This window comes from Bacteroides bouchesdurhonensis (assembly GCF_900155865.1).
Taxonomy (GTDB): Bacteria; Bacteroidota; Bacteroidia; order Bacteroidales; family Bacteroidaceae; genus Bacteroides; species Bacteroides bouchesdurhonensis.
This window is the reverse complement of sequence record NZ_LT707006.1, coordinates 2819496-2837606: the sequence shown is the minus strand read 5'-3', so window position 1 is coordinate 2837606 and position 18111 is coordinate 2819496. Positions and strand designations below refer to the sequence as shown.

Sequence of the window (18111 nt, the reverse complement as noted above, 5' to 3'; positions counted from 1 at the left end):
TTTACACAGTTAGTTTGCATAATCTAAAAATAAAGAAAGGTATATCTCCGACTCCCCTAAACTGTGCTCTGAAGGCTTTGATTTTTGCATTGAATGATTCTGCAAATGCATTCGTTTCTCTGTTAACGAAATAGTTTAGTATTGTTTCATAATAGTTCTGCATGGTATTCGTTACGGTTCTGAAACATCCGTATCCAAGCTTTTCTATCTTATTGTACCACAAGGCAAGCTTTCCACGTGCCACATTCTTGTCATAGTGCTTATTATATATATTGGTCAACTCTATAGCCAAGTCGTAAACTGATTTCAATTCCGGATACTGTTCGAATATGATTTCCGCACGTATTCTTTGGGATTCAGTCCATTTGCTAAAATGCTTGACAAGTAGATGTTTAGCCCTGGCCAGCAACTGCTTACGGGTATCGCCATTGGCATATCGAAACGGAACATACTCTATACCCTGCTCCCTGCACCGCTGAATTTCATCGTTCTCCAGATCCCGTGCCATCCAGCGATAAGTAATCCTGAGTTCATCAATTGCCTCATAAAAGAGCTTCTGTACATGAAACCGGTCATTGGTCATAGTGGCGTTGGGAAAAGCCGTTCGGACAATCCGCATCATGGTCGGCGAAAGATCCAAAGTGACCTCTTTGACCGTCTTGCGCTTGGAGACATGAATCATTTCAAGCACCTTGATGACGTCTTCAGACTTCGTGCCACGTATCATGGCCACAAGGGTGCCTCTGCCACCACGCCCCGCACGGTTAGTGACAACAGTATATAATTCTCCGCAGCTCAAGGAAGTCTCGTCAATACAAAGGCTGGGACCCAGGTTCTGCTTGAACAGGACATAGTCTGAAGCATGATCCAACTGGTCCCACTGTCTGTATGCACTGATAAACTCCTTGTACTGTGAAGTTAACTGTTTACCGTTTACCCCATAAGCATCTGCTATGGAGCTTATACTGGCCGCCGTAGTTTCAATCTTCTTCTTTTAAAAAAGCAACGAACTCAGGAGTGAGTTTCGTCCCTTCGGCAGTAAGATCATCGTAGGTATAGGAAAACGTTTCCCCGCTAGCCTTGTCATACCAGCGGCGACGTCTTACGTGGAGATAAACCGGTTTGCCACGAAGAGGAAAGTCCTGGATAACTTTCTCATCTGTAAAACCATGTGAAATCACAGTTCCACTCTTGTAATCGGAACGTTCCAGGTAGTTCTTTTCATCAAGCCAAACTTCGATCTTGGCAGAGTCGTCATGCCAACCGGAAATCTCAAAATACTCCATTAAAACTTCGGGGAAGATGACTCGTAGTAACTTATGTAGGGTGCGACTAGAATTCATTGGATTGTTGTTGTTAAAATCTAACCGCAAAGATAGATTACTTTCGCGTATTAACATAACATACCCACAGGATTTTCGGACTGACCCCAGTTTTCGGATTGACCCGTAAAATGACAAGTAATAAAAAAAGAAAAAGAGAACTTAAAAAAGCTCTCCTTAATTATCTTCGTACACCCTCAGGGATTCGAACCCTGGACCCACTGATTAAGAGTCAGTTGCTCTACCAACTGAGCTAAGAGTGCGAAATTATTATAATTGCCAACAAATATTTGTACACCCTCAGGGATTCGAACCCTGGACCCACTGATTAAGAGTCAGTTGCTCTACCAACTGAGCTAAGAGTGCTTTTTTCCTCGTTTGCGGTTGCAAAAGTAGGTCTTTTATTTCATTTGTCCAAACAATAATGCAGCTTTTTTACTGTCTTTTTTTCGTTGTTATTCGAATATATAAAGCTCAGAAGGCGTATTTCGCTTTAAAGCAAGTAGTTGCACATCCTTGCCAACAATAACTCCTTTGTTCTTTAATTTCCATTCTACAGTTTTGTATGCCAACTCTGGATGATTATTGTCCTTACTTAGATGACACAGCCAAATATATTCCAAACGTTCAGTGATATTTTCCGCTAAGAACTCAGCTGTATCAGAATTACTCATATGTCCAGTTTTACTTGTGATTCTTTCTTTCAGATATTGGGGGTAAGGACCCATCTTAAGCATTTCCTCATCATAATTAGCTTCCAGTATCAAATAATTGGCTTTACAAATATAATGAGCGGCTGTAGGAGTAATTTCACCAAGGTCGGTCAGAAAAGAGAATACTTTTCCATCTACTTCTATACAATATCCGACATTATCAGTACCGTCATGAGGAACTTCAAAAGATTCGATACGAAAATCATCCAGATTCATAGGCTCTTGTTTCTCCAAATAACGAACCGAAGTACTAAGTTTTTCCGTCATGCAATAACTACGGTTAATACCTTCATGAATACGTTTTGTTGTATATACAGGAATATTTAGTTTCTCTCCTAAATGTCCTACGGCTTTAATGTGATCTGCATGATCATGCGTGACAAATACAGCACGTATGCTGTCCATCAAAATGTTGAAGTCCTTCAGCGTTTTTTTTATAGTACGAATGCCAATTCCTGCATCTATTAATATTCCAGAGGTTTCGGTGCCTAGATAATAACAGTTCCCACTACTGCCACTTGCCAGACTTATAAATCTTACTTTCATGTTTTATCTTCCTTCATTAAAAAACAAAATGCCGCCACTTTTACAGTAAAGTGACGGCAAATATACGCAAAAAAGAAGATAACTATTGAGAAGTTTCCTTCTTTTTGTCGATGGATTCGGTAATTTTAGCGAATAAAAGTAGAGCTACGGCAGCAATCAATCCAATTGCTGCAAAATAATACCATATATAATGAGCATTTGCGCTAGCTGCCTCCCATGCCCCTCGAGTCTCAAACAACGCAGGATCCGGACAATACTTAGTCAATAAGATTCCCGCCAATCCAAAACCGAAAATAGAAGAAAGAAAAGAGTGTAAATGACTAAATCCTAAATACATACCCTCCTCTCCTTTGGGTGCCTGTAATGAGAAATACTCTAGATAACGCGGTGATATGAAACATTCGGCAAGTGCTTGCACCACAATACCAGCCACCATCATCAAAGTAATATTACTCATACCGGAAATAATATCGTTTCCTAAAATGTTACCACAAGCCATTAATAAAGCCGAGACTGGGATAAGAAACATTCCCACATTCATAGAAGTTATTGCACTACGCTTTGCCATCAAGCGCGTAATAAAACTAACACAACATACCACGACAAACGGATTTACATTGGCAATCCAACCTGGTTTTGCTGTTTCACCAGCCATACGTATCACATACTTAGGCATTGTTGCATAAAGTTGCTGCTGTACCATCCAAAAACCAGTCACTATCAGAATAAGAACCAATAAACGCCAATTCGTTACAATTCTCATAAAGCCTTGTCCTATTTCATGTAAGCTCTTTCCTTCACCGGCTGTATGAGTAGATTTATAAAAGAGAATTACGGCAAGTAAAGCAATGATAGTCATTGCCCCGGAGAAATAATTAATATAGATATAAGCTTGCTCACCAATCATATTTCTCAGAGGATCTATAATTGTTTTACCAGTGAAAGCACCTACATTCACCATCATATAAAAGATGGAATATCCACGAGCACGTGTTGCTTCAGTTGTTTCTTTGGCTACCGACGCTGAAATAATGGATTTAATAAAGGACCCACCGATCATCAGAATAAACAAAATAGGAACAATCGTCCACCGAGCATAGCTATCCGGCAAACCATTGAATTGAGTTATTTCACCATAACTTACCAATCCTGCCGCTTCGAGAAATGTAGGCAAGGCACCTAGCCCTAAATAAGCAATAGACAACAAAGTAAAAGCTAAAATCATTGATTTCCGAAAACCAATCTTATCAGCATAAGCCCCTGAGAAAATAGGTAATAAATATAATCCACCGGAGAAAAGACCGGAAATTAGACTTGCTTCGAAATCATTGAAACCTAAAATAGTGGATAAATAAATAGTGAGAACGATAAATACGGCATAATATGCCATACGTTCAAACAGTTCGACTGTGTTGCTGACCCAAAAAGCTCGTGTAAAATCTTGGGCAGCACGCTGAGGAGAATTGTTCATGTACAATATAATTTTATTAAAATGTTAATTTGACACAAAGATACATTTTTTTAGTGTACAGTTCGTACCTTTGTTACAAATTACGTATTTTAAAATAAATTATGGTCATAGCAGTTGATTTTGACGGAACAATTGTAAAGCATCGATATCCTCGTATTGGAGAAGAAATTCCCTTTGCAATTGAAACTCTAAAATTATTACAGCAGGAGCAACATCGTTTAATCTTGTGGAGTGTGCGGGAAGGCAAGCTGTTAGATGAAGCAGTAGAATGGTGCAAAAACAGAGGATTGGAGTTTTACGCAGTCAATAAAGATTATCCTGAAGAACAAAAAAACCACCAAAGTTTTTCGCGTAAACTAAAAGCCGACTTATTTATTGATGACCGAAATCTTGGCGGACTTCCCGATTGGGGATTGATTTATGAAATGATCAAGGAAAATAAGACTTTTGCTGAGATATACAATTCAGACATAAAAAGGTTTACAACTCCAAAGAAAAAAAGTAAATGGTTTCCATTTTAAGAATGGTGCCATTACAATAGTTGATGATGCAAAATACGGAATAATTCTTTTTTTATTTCCTATTATTTTGTATCATCAATAAGTAAAGAATACAGTTCTCTAATCTCTACTTCTATAGTTACTTTTCTTCTCTACTCTCCCACTTTTCTCTGTATTCCCACAGTTGTTCAATAGTAGAATAAAACGTTGGATTCTCCCAGTTTCTAGAGATCATTGCAATCAACGATTCTAAATATAGTTTTCCATTTATTATGGACGTACATTTATTAATTTGATATTTCTCCGTTGGATAATTTTTAGTCTCAAGCATCTTCCTCGCCCAGTCTATCAATTCTTGAACCGATTCATTGTCATAAGTATGTTGTGCCATATTCACTGTAATTTTTCACAAAGATAATAAGTTTATCAATTCATAAATAAAGTTGCAGTTCATTTTCATGGCAGATAAACTAAATATTATTTCATATCTTTACACCTCAATAACTAGATTAGATCATTTTTTAAAACGTAGAATCATGAAAAAAATTCTTATTTTAGCGTGTTCATGTATGCTCCTTGTATCATGTGGTAATAGTTCAAAAGCAAATAAAGGCATTGGAATTGATAGTACTCCTACCAAAGCAATCGATACGCACAGTGCAGAAACATCCCTCGATTATGAAGGTACTTATAAAGGAGTTTTTCCGGCAGCCGATTGCCCGGGCATCGAAACAATTCTCACATTAAATAAAGACAAAACATTTACCCTCCATTCTGTTTATATCGACCGGGATAGTTCTTTTGACGAAAAAGGTACCTACACCTTAAAAGATAACATATTGACTTTAAAAGAAGAAGGTGGAGAAGAATCGTACTATAAAGTAGGCGAAAACCAACTGTGCAAACTGACAGCAGATAAAAAAGAAGTTACCGGTGAACTTGCAGAACATTATATTTTGAATAAAGAATAATCTTCAAATCATAGTCATTTAAATAGTGGGAATAATTAAGGTATACCAACTACTTTATTCCCATTATTTATTTTTCAATATTTACTTTCCATAAAGAACAAAATCAAGATATTTTATGTTTATAAAGATAAACTTAAAATAGAACAACTTATGGTTTACAATTTTTTATTCCCTACTAAGCCAAATACAACTAAAGTATCTTTGTTCCTATTGGCAGTCCGAATTATATTCGGAATTTTACTAATGAATCATGGCATTCAGAAATGGAGTAATTTTCAGGAACTTTCGATGACTTTTCCTGATCCTCTAGGTATAGGAAGTCCCTTATCTCTCGGATTAGCCATTTTTGGAGAACTTGTATGTTCAATGGGGTTCATCATTGGTTTTTTATATAGACTAGCTATGATTCCAATGATCTTTACAATGTCCGTCGCTTTCTTTGTGATTCATGCCAATGATGTCTTTGTAGTAAAAGAGTTAGCATTCATTTACTTAGTAGTCTTTATACTCATGTATATTGCAGGACCTGGTAATTTTTCTATTGATTATTTTATTGGAAATCAATTAATAAAAAGGAAAATGAAATAAAACAAAAAAGAGAATTCATAACTTAAGCTGATTAAAAAATATTATATTTGCATTCAATTAAGAAATATAATAGTAACATTATTTATTAATCAGAATTTGTTAAGTTATGAAAAGAAACAGACTAACATTAGTAGCAGTTGTACTGAGTGGAAGTATACTATTCAGTTCCTGTGTAGGTTCATTCGGTTTATTTAATCGTCTGACTTCTTGGAACCAATCTGTTGGAACCAAATTTGTAAATGAACTTGTATTTTTGGCATTCAACATCATTCCTGTTTACGGTGTAGCTTATCTAGCCGATGCTTTAGTAATCAACTCTATCGAATTCTGGAGTGGTACCAATCCGATGGCTAATGTAGGAGACGTGAAAAAGGTGAAAGGAGAAAATGGAAACTACATGGTAAAAACACTCGAAAATGGTTATTCCATTAGTAAAGAAGGCGAAACTGCTTCTATGGATTTGATCTATGATCAAGCAACTAACACTTGGAATGTAGTTGCCAATGGTGAAACTGCTCCTCTAGTTAAAATGAACAATGACGGTACTGCTGATATGTTCATGCCGAATGGCGAAAGAATGAATGTAACCCTTGATGCTCAAGGTATGATTGCAGCTCGTCAGGCTACAACAAGTAATCCTATGTTTTTTGCAGCTCGCTAAGAACTAAAAACACAAATACAAAAAAAGAGATGAACATTCACGTTTCATCTCTTTTTTGTATCAGAAAGGATATCCTACCGCAAAATGGAAAGCAAAGTCACGACTAAACTTAGGATTAATGATCGGATAATGTTCCTTTTTAGTCTCATAAGCTGGATTTATAGCTTTCATACCTCCATCAAAACGGAGAATAAAGAAATCCAAATCTAAACGAAGTCCCAAGCCATATGCCACAGCTATCTGCTTATAGAATCTACTAAATTTGAAGACTCCTCCTGGTTGATTAGCATAATCACGAATAGTCCAAATATTACCAGCATCAATAAACAACGCGCCCTGAAATTTCCAAAACAGCTTACTGCGATACTCAATGCTGGCATCTAATTTAATATCTCCCGACTGATCCATTAAGCTTCCTTTTCCTGCAAAAGAACCTGGTCCCAGATCACGAACCGACCATCCACGTACACTATTGGCACCACCGGAAAAGTATTGCTTCTCAAATGGAATCGTCTTTGCATTTCCATAAGGTACAGCCACCCCTATACCTGCATGAAAAGCCAATGAGTTACGATGATCAATTCTTATATTTTTAGCAAAATCAAATTCACCTTTGACATATTGTGCATAAGGGATTCCTAAAATAGCGTATTCACCATTATCATTCTTGCGGATATTTGTCGCTTTAGATAAAGCATACATAATATTTCCTGCCGATTCGAAATTGAAACGTATAGAATAAGAATCGGATGATATTGTATTATTCACAATAGAACCTCCTGTACTATTGTAATGATAACTATACCCCATATTAATAATCAGTCGGTCCTGATAATTATATTGGAAAATATCATTTTGTCCTTTATTGATATAATCTTCTCTAAATTTAGGAGAAATACGTGGCAAATAAAGAAAACCGATATTAATCAAATCAATCTTATGCTGAATTTTCAGACGTTGAGACCACTTGTAGCTCCATGATGCAGAAGCCATTGTACGCAAGAATTCAGGGCGCAGCTGGTAATTGTATTGTAATCCAAACTCCGTCGTAGCCCTAATTCTACGCTTAAAGTCAGAAGACACAAATGGAAATAGAAAATTCGGGAAATTGATACTTGTTTCTACCCCAAATTCTGTATAATTATTATTTGAGTATCCTGCCTGAAGTCCGGAAATAACTTCGTAAGCTCCACGAAACTTGACCATAAAAGTTTCCGACCCATGAAACAAGTTCCGATTCTGAAAAGAAACAGAAGCTGCTGCTCCCAAGTCGCCAGCTGAATTCGTCCCTTCCACTTCAAAAGCAATAGATTTATGTTTGCTTTTGGTCAGCATTACATAACAGTTAAGTTTTGCCGTATCACCTACCTGAGTCTCTATAAAACGAATATTCGTATATTTTAATGCAGACAAGCGACCAAAACTAGAATAAGTTTGCTGTACATCTTCTTCTTTATATAAATCACCGGATGCAAAACGAAGATTATCCGTCAACACTTTAGGACGCAAATAAAGTTTATCTTTATAATATATAGGAAATCCTTTATAATGAATAGAATCATTTATATTAATACTACTTAATGCTGACGACTGCAATACATCATAGTCTGTTATAAAATTTATCTTATTGATCTGGTATTGTTTATGCGCTTCGGCAGAATCATTTTCATGAGCTCTATACGCACGTAAATGCAAAGTTAAATCTACATTATAAGTATTGCGGACAGTGTCTGCCGTATAACCGATATAATCTTTATTAAACTTATAATAACCGTTTTGAAGTAGCTTATTAGTTATACGTTGCCTTTCTGCATCCAATACATTTACATCAAATATCATTCCCTCTCTTAATAAACTCTTCACTGAGTCCTGTCTTAAAATAGAATCTATTTTAGTATCATGTATATCGAGTTTTAAAGATTGAATAATATAAGGCTCACCAACCGTTACATCATACAGTAATTTGATCTTCTTTTTCTTTTTTTTTGTTGATCTTTTTACGGTAGCAGCCATATAGCCCATATTATGCACTGCTTTCATAATTTCCTCCTGAGAACGAAGAGCTTCACCCTCATTATATATAACAGGAGCATCACCTATTCTTCTCAGAAACTTATTTCCCCATTTAGTTGAATCACGTCCCGAAAGGTTATAAACATAAAGCTGTGTTTTAATGAGACTAAACCATTTAGCATTGGAATTCTGACGTACATACATTTTCAGGGATGAAGGACGAACATTTTTATTATCTGTATGGATTTTGACTTCATCCAACAGATAAGAGCCATCCGGCACATACTTCGTAGCAGTACACGAAGCTAGCAACAAGATAATAATAGCACAAGTAAATAAGCCATGAAATCCTTTCCTCATACGGTATCTCTATAAACCTGAAGTAAAATGTATGGCAAAGATAGAGCATATTTTCCGTTCGGGGAAATTATCAAAACGATAAATGACATTTAAAATGTACTTTTCGCCACAGTTGCGGAAATTTTCACAACAATAATATATGACTCATAACATGTCCGTGATAATTTCCGCAAACTGTGGTAAGAAGAAAGATTTCTAACAGAATTCAATCATCTAAGTCTGAACGTGACAGGAACTGTAAATTTAACATTCACTGGTTTCCCTTTATTAGTACCCGGTTCCCATTTAGGCATTTTATTAATTACACGAAGAGCCTCTTTATCCAGATACGGATCAACACTACGTACAATTTTTGCCTCTGAAATAGAACCATCCTTACCAACTACAAATTCTACGATAACACGTCCTTGAACACGCTTTTCCTTTGCGATGGTCGGATACTCAATCTCTTCACTTAAATAAGCCAAAAGAGCTGACTGTCCACCCGGAAAAACCGGCATATTTTCTACAATATCATGAATAGTGGAATCGTTTTTCACTTCATCAGCTTTTACCTTACTCATTTCTGCCATTTCTTTCGTATCATGGTTACGATCATCAATCTTAACCACTGCCGAAGAATCCTTTTTTACTTCACCATTAGACGCACCGCTTTCTGCTTTATTTGCACAATTACTGAAAAGCACCAATAATGCAACTACTGGTATAAACATCAGATATTTACTTAACATGATGTTACTGGTTCGTTTTTTATTCAACATCATAATTCGTTTTTTTAAAGGTAATACACTAAAATTATTATATATGTTTGCTGCAGCCAATGATGAATGTTCCATTCCTAATAAATGGTATTGATAAGACTTTTTATCATGCCCTAAAGTTATTACTTGTTTATCTGCCAGGTACTCATGATTCATACGGATTTCGCTACGTATCAACCATGCAAACGGATTAAACCAACATAATATAATTATCAATTGAGCCAATAGAATATCCAATGAATGAAACTCGCGCATATGTGTACGCTCATGTATCAATATCTCACTGATCTCTTTATCCGAATGTCGTGCCGGGTTAATGAATATCCAATGAAAAAATGAATATGGTTCATCTATTTCTACCGTTTGATATACATACGTACCATTCAAAAAGCAATGACTAGAGCGAAGTAATAAAGTATGCATTTTGAACATCTCTAATGTGGTACGTAGTATCAGTAGAGCAATCCCTATTCCGTATATCATCCATAAATAAGTATCAACCGTCCAACGTGTATTGTCGGCACCAGAAAAAGTACTGAATGCATGAACCGAAACTTCTGGCAGAATTTTTGCATAAACAACTGCAAGTGTTTCTCCCACTGGATGATTACCCCAATCAGCCCAAACCGGAAAATCAATAAAAGGATAAACAAATGAAGTCACACATATTAATAGTAACATCATCCGTCTCAATCTGAAAAATGTATCCTTACTAAAAGACAACTTATAGAAAGTATATAATACAATCAGTGCAACATTGACTTTTATTAAATAAATTGCAAAAGATTCCATACATATTCAGTTTATGATTCCTCATTTTCTATTATTTTCATCAATTCTTCAAGCTCCTTTTTACCGATCTTTCGATCTCGGACAAAAAATGAAACCATTTCTTTATACGAACCGGTAAAATAGTTGGTTACTATCCCATTCAAAAAGTTACGTTTATAATCGCTTTCTTTCACCAATGAATGGTATTGAATAGAATTTCCTAATTTGAATGGCGACAAATACTTCTTCTTCTCTAAATTACGAACGACTGAAGCTACACTCGTATAAGGAGGTTTTGGATCCGGCATTTCATTAACGACCTCTCGGATAAAACTTGGTCCCATTCTCCAAAAGTAAATCATTACTTCTTCTTCTTGTTGCGTCAATCTTTCCATACAACTTCTATTTTATATTGAATATCAAACTACTATTTTTAAGCAAATCTACTAAAATTAAGTAGATAGTATGTTTTTATTTGTACAATAATTGTTAATAGACTGAATAATTATCAGGAAAAAATAGAAATAATAACCGATTAATTGGAAATATCTTTATAGCTTTGTCCAAAATATCAATTATATGGCATCACTAAGCAAGAACAAAATCAAATATATCCACTCGTTGGAACTAAAAAAGATACGTAAAGAAGAACAAGTGTTTCTGGCAGAAGGTCCCAAGCTAGTTAGTGATTTGCTTGGATATTTTCCTTGTCGCTTTTTGGCTGCTACAAGTTCTTGGCTACAAAGCCACCCGGAATGTAAAGCACATGAAATCATAGAGGTCTCACAAGAAGAACTTTCCCGTGCCAGTCTATTGAAAACTCCACAACAAGTACTTGCTGTTTTCGAACAACCACAATATAAATTAAATCCGGAGATTGTTCACCAATCACTTTGTCTGGCTCTGGATGACGTACAGGATCCCGGTAACCTCGGGACAATTATCCGTTTAGCAGATTGGTTTGGCATCGAACATATTATCTGTTCAACAAACACAGTAGATGTATACAACCCCAAAACCATACAAGCCACCATGGGAGGAATTGCCAGAGTGAAAGTGTATTATACTCCCCTACCAGATTTTATCAGTTCCCTTGGAGACGATACACCAATATTCGGAACATTCCTGAACGGAAAAAATATGTACGAACAACCATTAACCACCAATGGACTTATTGTAATGGGCAACGAAGGTAACGGAATAGGAAAAGAAGTGGAATCTTTGATTAACCGGAAACTATATATTCCCAATTACCCACAAGGCCAGGAAACTTCGGAATCACTTAATGTAGCAATTGCTACCGCAGTAATCTGTGCTGAGTTTCGGCGACAGGCTGCATGGAAATAAAATCGAAAGGATAAAATAAACAAGGATACAGAGTTTTACTCTTCTGTAATGACTCCTCAAATACCTTTAAAAAACATTGGGAAGATTGATTTGAAACATTGGGAAGATTGGATTCAAACATTGGGATGTTTGTAAAAATCATCCCAATGTTTTTTATTTCATTTGTGGAAAGCAATGCTATTACTCCCGGTAACCATTCAACAGATTCTATTTCCTCAGTTAATGGAAAAATGCTCTGAACACTTCCTCCTTCAACGATCTCTACCACATGTTGTTTAATAAAACCAATACCCGGCAAAAACAAATAATGAGCTGCAAAACGTTTCATACAATTAATGAGTAGCCTGTTTGCGCCTCTGCTGCTGTCTGCGCTGATTTATCTGGCGTTCTCTTCTCTGCTCTATCCGTTCTTGTTGAATATGCTGTTCCACTTCAATTTGTTCCGGTTTCTTTTCCGGGCGAGATCCCGACCGGCGACGATTCATTTCTTCCGGGGTTAAACGCTGATTGTCATCCTTCATTCCCTCTTCAGTCCTTAGAGAATCCTTTTTCTCTTTAGTAGCAGAAATTTTCTTCAAAGAATCCGCTGTTAGAGCTTCCATCTTATTCAGAGAATCACGCACAACAAACGAAAGTGTATCTTTACAGTGATAACGAGTCATAACAAAACGATCAGCCAATAGTACACCACTTTTCAAGCTATCTACCACCGAATAGAAAATAAAACCTTTTATCTCCTTCATGCCACCTAATGTATCAGCATACAAACGAATTTGCTGAACACCCGGAGAGGTGAATGTTTTCCAATGACTAACTGTATCCTTTTCATATATTACTTGTAAAGCCATTGTCGTTGCTCTCAAAGAATCAGCAAGCACCGGTTCCAAAAAGCTATAACGTACCTCCCATACCAATGTATCACGATCTTTGTAATTCGAGTCTGTCGGCAAAACAAATGAATAGCGGTTATTCATCCTCTCACCTGTCAGACGTATCATACGTTGCCAAGGCCAAACATCAATGCTATCACCATTCCTTGTCATTTTGGGCTTTTTATCGCGTTTGGCAATCAAATCCCCTATAGTCTCTTGTTCACTCTTCAAACGGTTTTTCACCTTTTCATAGACTTTCGATAAAACCTCTGTATTACGTGTATACCAAACCATTGATGAATCAAACACAGCTTCTGTAGTACCGTATTTCTTAAAAACAGCATCGATATAAAGAGACTTCTTATAATTTTCATTATAAGGCAAATTTTCTCCCATAGCTTTTGCTATATGATAATCATACAATATATCTTCCATCTTTGATTCCGGAATGACATCATCGGGTCTTTTCACTTTACATCCAGCAATCGCCAGCGCGAACATACAGATGCAACACAGATGAAATCGAAATCTATTTTTCATGATCCACATTTTCCTTTTTATTATCCAATGAATGGTAAGATTCATTCAGATATTTACTATAAAAAAGTAATAAAGCAATAATACCGCAGCTAATAGCGGCGTCTGCAAAATTAAAGATTGGACTAAAGAAAATAAAATGCTCTCCGCCTACAAACGGCATCCATGTCGGCCAATTTGTATCAATTATCGGGAAATAAAACATATCTACTACTTTTCCGTAGAACCAAGTAGAATATCCTCCCCCTTCAGGCATAAAACTGGCAATCTGCGAATGCGTACTTTCGTTGAATATTACTCCATAAAATACACTATCGATAATATTCCCCAAAGCCCCTGTCAAGATCAGAGATACACAGATAATATAACCTGTTTTGAAACCTTTCTTTATGATTTTATAAAGATACCAACCAATCAAGCCAACCGCCACAATACGGAAAGTGGTGAGAAAAAGTTTTCCAAATATTTCCATTCCGAAAGCCATTCCGTTGTTTTCGGTGAAATAAATATAAAACCAATCTGTCACATGTATACTTTCATGCCAATACATGTGTGTTTTGATCCATATTTTAATAACTTGATCGATAATCAATACAGAAAAGATAACAAGCAGAGCAATCCTCCCTTTTGTAAGTAGTTTCTTCATTTGTCTGTCTAAAATTAAAAATAACGAGCTACAAGTGCCGTGCGAAAATATTGCGCAGCTACTTGTAGCTCGTCACTAGTAGCTTGTAGCTAACTATTATTTCTTACCACTGTTCTTTGCTTCGATACTTAACGTTGCATGAGGAACAGCACGCAATCGTTCGGCAGGAATTAACTTTCCGGTTTCACGGCAAATGCCATACGTCTTATTCTCAATACGCACTAAAGCAGCTTGCAATCCTTGAATGAACTTTAGTTGACGTTGCGCCAAACGAGTTGTTTCTTCTTTGGAAAGCGTATTTGCTCCTTCTTCAAGAACTTTATATGTAGGAGATGTATCGTCGGTATCATTACCATCCAATCCCATCAAACTCATCTTCAACTGATCATAATCACGTTGAGCCAATTCCAACTTCTCCATAATAATGGCACGGAATTCCTCGAGTTCCGCATCCGAATATCTAGTCTTTTCTGCCATAACTTTACTAGTTTAAAAGGTTAATCAATAATTTAGTATTAGTCTTTTATCACATTGACAAACAAAGAGAAATCATCAAAGTTCAACTCTGTACCATCTTCCACTTTATCTACCAATTCGAGCGATGTTCCCAAAACTTGGTTACAAATATAATCTTTATTTTCTGTTACCGCATCATCTGTTTGCGTATTTTTCGAGATTGTTATTTTTATTTTGTCTGTAATCTCGAAACCGCTTGATTTACGAATATTTTGGATACGGTTTACCAATTCGCGGGCAATACCTTCACGACGCAATTCTTCGGTTATTGTAACTTCAAGTGCTACAGTCAGCTTACCTTCATTAGCAACCAGCCAACCCGGAATATCCTCACTGAAGATTTCAACATCCGACGCTTCAATAACAGCTTCAGCACCATCTAAGTTCAGTAAATATTTGCCATTCTTCTCCAATTCGTTAATTGCTTCTTGTGACATTTCAGCTACGGCGGCAGCAACAGCCTTCATTTGTTTGCCAAATTTCGGTCCCAGCTTCTTAAAGTCACATTTAACTTTCTTCACCAATACTCCTGCAGCACCATCAACAAACTTAATCTCTTTCACATTCACTTCGTTCATAATTAAAGCTTTTACAGCTTCAATATGTGCTTTCTGTTCATCGTCTGTTACCGGAATCATGATACATTGCAATGGTTGGCGAACTTTAATATTCACTTTACGACGCAAGGCTAATACCATAGATGTAACATCCTGAGCCATCTGCATACGTGCTTCCAATTCCTTGTCTATCATGTCTTCCTGATATTTTGGGAATTCGGCCAAATGGATAGAAACAACATTATCACGTCCTGTAGCTGCGATTAAGTCCATATACAAACGGTCTGCATAGAATGGAGAAATCGGAGCCATTAACTTAGCCACTGTTTCAAGACAAGTATATAAAGTCTGGTAAGCAGACAGTTTATCCTGAGTAAATTCACCACCCCAGAAACGTTTACGGTTCAGGCGTACATACCAGTTAGACAAGTTGTCATTAACAAAGTCTGAAATCAGACGGCCGGCTTTAGTCGGTTCATATTCGTTGTAGCAAGTATCTACTTCTTTAATCAAACTATTCAGTACAGACAAAATCCAACGGTCAATTTCCGGACGTTCATCCATCGGTACATCAGCTTCCTTATATTCAAATCCATCCACATTAGCATAAAGTGCAAAGAATGAATATGTATTATATAAAGTACCAAAGAATTTACGACGCACTTCTTCAATTCCTTCCACGTCAAACTTCAAGTTATCCCATGGAGAAGAATTAGTAATCATGTACCAACGTAATGGATCAGAACCATATTTTTCAATGGTTGAGAATGGATCTACAGCATTACCAAGACGTTTAGACATCTTGTTACCATTCTTATCAAGTACCAAACCATTAGAAATAACAGCTTTATAAGATACGCTATCAAATACCATTGTAGCTATAGCATGCAATGTAAAGAACCAACCACGTGTTTGATCTACTCCTTCCGCTATAAAATCAGCCGGATACACCTGGCGGCTATCCAACAATTCTTTATTTTCAAAAGGATAATGAATCTGCGCATAAGGCATAGAACCTGAATCAAACCAAACATCGATCAAGTCCATCTCACGTTTCATCGGTTTTCCATCCTTAGATACAAGAATGATATCATCCACATACGGACGATGAAGATCAATCTTATTGTAATTACTCTCGCTATACTCACCCGGCACAAAACCTTTATCCTTGTATGGATTCGATTTCATGAATCCGGCTGCTACCGATTTTTCAATTTCATTATAAAGTTCTTCTACTGATTCAATGCACTTTTCATCCGTATTATCTTCCGTACGCCAGATGGGTAATGGAGTTCCCCAATAACGGGAACGGCTCAGATTCCAGTCATTCAGGTTTTCCAACCATTTACCGAAACGACCGGTTCCAGTAGATTCCGGCTTCCAGTTAATAGTCTTATTCAATTCCATCATGCGTTCTTTACAAGCTGTAGAACGGATGAACCAACTATCCAACGGATAATAAAGTACAGGCTTATCTGTACGCCAACAATGTGGATAATTATGAACGTGCTTCTCAATTTTGAAAGCCAGATTATTTGCTTTCATCATCATACAGATAGCAATATCCAATGATTCGGCAGCCTGTGCAGCCTTCTCATCAAATTTCCCATCTACTGTAAATTGCGGATCATATGCATTCTTTACCCATGCTCCCTGGTACTCTTTGTATTTATCAACATCTACACACTCCTTTACAAAGGTCTCATCTAATTCATCCAACAAATAGAATTTCCCTGTCAGGTCTACCATAGGACGAGTCTCACTTTTTTTATTGATCATGAAAAGAGACGGGATTCCAGCGGCGCGTGCTACATTTGCATCATCCGCACCGAAAGTAGGTGCGATATGAACAATACCTGTACCATCTTCTGTGGTTACATAATCACCCTGAATCACACGAAATGCCTTATCACTAGCTTTCCAACTACCATCTTCGAATACTTCAACCGGTTTCACCCATGGAATAAGTTGCTCATACTCCATACCAACCAAATCCGGACCTTTATATTCGGCTATCACTTTGAATGGTACCAATTTATCTCCCAACTTATAATCTTCTAAATTCAAGTCAGCAGCTTTAGGGTTGAAATGAGTATTCAATAAAGCTTTCGCTAAAACTACTGTTATGGGTTCTCCTGTATAAGGATTGTATGATTGTACAGCTACATAGTCAATTTTCGGACCTACACAAAGTGCCGTATTTGAAGGCAATGTCCAAGGTGTCGTTGTCCAAGCGATAAAATAGGGTGTTCCCCATTCTGCCATTTCCGGTTTAGGATTCTTCATCTTAAACTGTGCAACAACCGTTGTATCTTTTACATCCCGATAACAACCGGGCTGGTTCAGCTCGTGAGAGCTCAATCCTGTTCCTGCAGCCGGTGAATACGGCTGAATAGTATATCCTTTATAGAGTAAACCTTTCTTATGCAACTGCTTTAGCAACCACCACAATGTTTCAATATAACGATTGTCATAAGTGATATATGGGTGTTTCATATCTACCCAATATCCCATCTTGTGAGTCAGATCTTCCCATTCCTTGGTAAACTTCATCACATCCTTACGGCAAGCTGCGTTATAATCAGCAACAGAGATTTTCTTACCGATATCTTCTTTTGTAATGCCCAATGCTTTTTCCACACCCAGCTCTACAGGCAGTCCATGCGTATCCCATCCGGCTTTACGTTTTACCTGATAACCTTTCATAGTTTTGTAACGGCAGAAAATATCTTTAATAGTACGAGCCATTACATGGTGAATACCCGGCATACCGTTAGCCGAGGGAGGTCCTTCGAAAAACACAAACGAAGGACAGCCTTCACGTTCTGTCATACTCTTGGCGAAAACTTGATTTTCGTCCCATTTCTTCAGCACATCTTTGTTCACCTGTGAAAGGTCAAACTGCGAATATTCAGTAAATCTCTTACCCATGGTTGTATCTACGATTTTACTATTTACA

18 protein-coding genes and 2 tRNA genes are annotated in these 18111 nt (G+C 37.0%); 5 read left to right on the top strand and 15 right to left on the bottom strand.

Features of this window, described 5'->3' with window-relative positions; genetic code table 11:
* Position 1: 1 nt before the first annotated feature.
* The 6 genes from CZ225_RS11905 to CZ225_RS11880 all read right to left on the bottom strand — a co-directional run bounded on the left by CZ225_RS11905 (position 2) and on the right by CZ225_RS11880 (position 4052).
* Positions 2–955, bottom strand: coding sequence for an ISAon1 family transposase (locus CZ225_RS11905; RefSeq protein ID WP_449374842.1), 954 nt, complete (start codon positions 953–955; stop codon positions 2–4).
* Between the two features lie 25 nt (positions 956–980).
* Positions 981–1343, bottom strand: a complete 363-nt coding sequence (locus CZ225_RS11900) for an ISAon1 family transposase N-terminal region protein (RefSeq protein ID WP_077153107.1) — start codon at positions 1341–1343, stop codon at positions 981–983.
* Between the two features lie 169 nt (positions 1344–1512).
* A tRNA-Lys gene (locus CZ225_RS11895) sits at positions 1513–1585 on the bottom strand.
* 30 nt (positions 1586–1615) lie between these two features.
* A tRNA-Lys gene (locus tag CZ225_RS11890) sits at positions 1616–1688 on the bottom strand.
* An 89-nt stretch (positions 1689–1777) separates the two neighbouring features.
* The gene (locus CZ225_RS11885; RefSeq protein WP_077154214.1) at positions 1778–2581 is read right to left on the bottom strand and encodes an MBL fold metallo-hydrolase; all 804 of its coding nucleotides are present in this window, start codon (positions 2579–2581) and stop codon (positions 1778–1780) included.
* Positions 2582–2663: 82 nt separating this feature from the next.
* Positions 2664–4052: a peptide MFS transporter gene (locus CZ225_RS11880; protein ID WP_077154213.1), complete on the bottom strand. Its 1389-nt coding sequence runs from the start codon at positions 4050–4052 to the stop codon at positions 2664–2666.
* 101 nt (positions 4053–4153) lie between these two features.
* Between CZ225_RS11880 and CZ225_RS11875 the strand changes: the two genes are divergently transcribed.
* On the top strand, positions 4154–4573 hold the full coding sequence (locus tag CZ225_RS11875; protein WP_077154212.1) for a BT0820 family HAD-type phosphatase: 420 nt from the start codon (positions 4154–4156) through the stop codon (positions 4571–4573).
* Positions 4574–4691: 118 nt separating this feature from the next.
* On the opposite strand, the gene CZ225_RS11870 is transcribed toward CZ225_RS11875, so the two are convergent.
* The gene (locus tag CZ225_RS11870) at positions 4692–4943 is read right to left on the bottom strand and encodes a DUF6965 family protein (protein WP_077154211.1); all 252 of its coding nucleotides are present in this window, start codon (positions 4941–4943) and stop codon (positions 4692–4694) included.
* 145 nt (positions 4944–5088) lie between these two features.
* Between CZ225_RS11870 and CZ225_RS11865 the strand changes: the two genes are divergently transcribed.
* The 3 genes from CZ225_RS11865 to CZ225_RS11855 all read left to right on the top strand — a co-directional run bounded on the left by CZ225_RS11865 (position 5089) and on the right by CZ225_RS11855 (position 6772).
* On the top strand, positions 5089–5523 hold the full coding sequence (locus CZ225_RS11865; protein WP_077154210.1) for a copper resistance protein NlpE: 435 nt from the start codon (positions 5089–5091) through the stop codon (positions 5521–5523).
* 150 nt (positions 5524–5673) lie between these two features.
* Positions 5674–6111: a DoxX family protein gene (locus CZ225_RS11860; protein WP_077154209.1), complete on the top strand. Its 438-nt coding sequence runs from the start codon at positions 5674–5676 to the stop codon at positions 6109–6111.
* 106 nt (positions 6112–6217) lie between these two features.
* A complete protein-coding gene (locus CZ225_RS11855) occupies positions 6218–6772 on the top strand; it encodes a DUF3332 domain-containing protein (RefSeq protein WP_077154208.1) in 555 nt (184 codons plus the stop codon).
* Positions 6773–6832: 60 nt separating this feature from the next.
* Here the strand turns inward: CZ225_RS11855 and tamL are convergent, their stop codons facing one another.
* The 3 genes from tamL to CZ225_RS11840 all read right to left on the bottom strand — a co-directional run bounded on the left by tamL (position 6833) and on the right by CZ225_RS11840 (position 11072).
* A complete protein-coding gene (tamL, locus tag CZ225_RS11850; RefSeq protein ID WP_077154207.1) occupies positions 6833–9145 on the bottom strand; it encodes a translocation and assembly module lipoprotein TamL in 2313 nt (770 codons plus the stop codon).
* 209 nt (positions 9146–9354) lie between these two features.
* On the bottom strand, positions 9355–10698 hold the full coding sequence (locus CZ225_RS11845; RefSeq protein WP_077154206.1) for a M56 family metallopeptidase: 1344 nt from the start codon (positions 10696–10698) through the stop codon (positions 9355–9357).
* Positions 10699–10709: 11 nt separating this feature from the next.
* The gene (locus tag CZ225_RS11840) at positions 10710–11072 is read right to left on the bottom strand and encodes a BlaI/MecI/CopY family transcriptional regulator (RefSeq protein ID WP_077154205.1); all 363 of its coding nucleotides are present in this window, start codon (positions 11070–11072) and stop codon (positions 10710–10712) included.
* A gap of 184 nt (positions 11073–11256) precedes the next feature.
* Between CZ225_RS11840 and CZ225_RS11835 the strand changes: the two genes are divergently transcribed.
* The gene (locus tag CZ225_RS11835; RefSeq protein WP_077154204.1) at positions 11257–12024 is read left to right on the top strand and encodes a TrmH family RNA methyltransferase; all 768 of its coding nucleotides are present in this window, start codon (positions 11257–11259) and stop codon (positions 12022–12024) included.
* Here the strand turns inward: CZ225_RS11835 and CZ225_RS11830 are convergent.
* The 5 genes from CZ225_RS11830 to ileS all read right to left on the bottom strand — a co-directional run bounded on the left by CZ225_RS11830 (position 11975) and on the right by ileS (position 18083).
* Positions 11975–12352 (bottom strand): hypothetical protein, encoded by a 378-nt coding sequence (locus tag CZ225_RS11830; RefSeq protein WP_077154203.1) that lies wholly within the window; start codon positions 12350–12352, stop codon positions 11975–11977. The genes CZ225_RS11835 and CZ225_RS11830 overlap by 50 nt on opposite strands.
* Positions 12353–12356: 4 nt before the next feature.
* Positions 12357–13436 carry a DUF4296 domain-containing protein gene (locus CZ225_RS11825; protein WP_077155801.1) on the bottom strand — a complete coding sequence of 360 codons (1080 nt, stop codon included), beginning with the start codon at positions 13434–13436 and terminating at the stop codon, positions 12357–12359.
* A complete protein-coding gene (locus tag CZ225_RS11820) occupies positions 13426–14079 on the bottom strand; it encodes a lipoprotein signal peptidase (RefSeq protein ID WP_077154202.1) in 654 nt (217 codons plus the stop codon). Before CZ225_RS11820 ends, CZ225_RS11825 begins: the two co-directional genes overlap by 11 nt.
* A gap of 96 nt (positions 14080–14175) precedes the next feature.
* Complete coding sequence (locus CZ225_RS11815; protein ID WP_005931903.1) at positions 14176–14556, bottom strand: TraR/DksA family transcriptional regulator; 381 nt, start codon at positions 14554–14556, stop codon at positions 14176–14178.
* 38 nt (positions 14557–14594) lie between these two features.
* Positions 14595–18083 (bottom strand): isoleucine--tRNA ligase, encoded by a 3489-nt coding sequence (gene ileS / locus CZ225_RS11810; protein ID WP_077154201.1) that lies wholly within the window; start codon positions 18081–18083, stop codon positions 14595–14597.
* Positions 18084–18111: the final 28 nt, after the last annotated feature.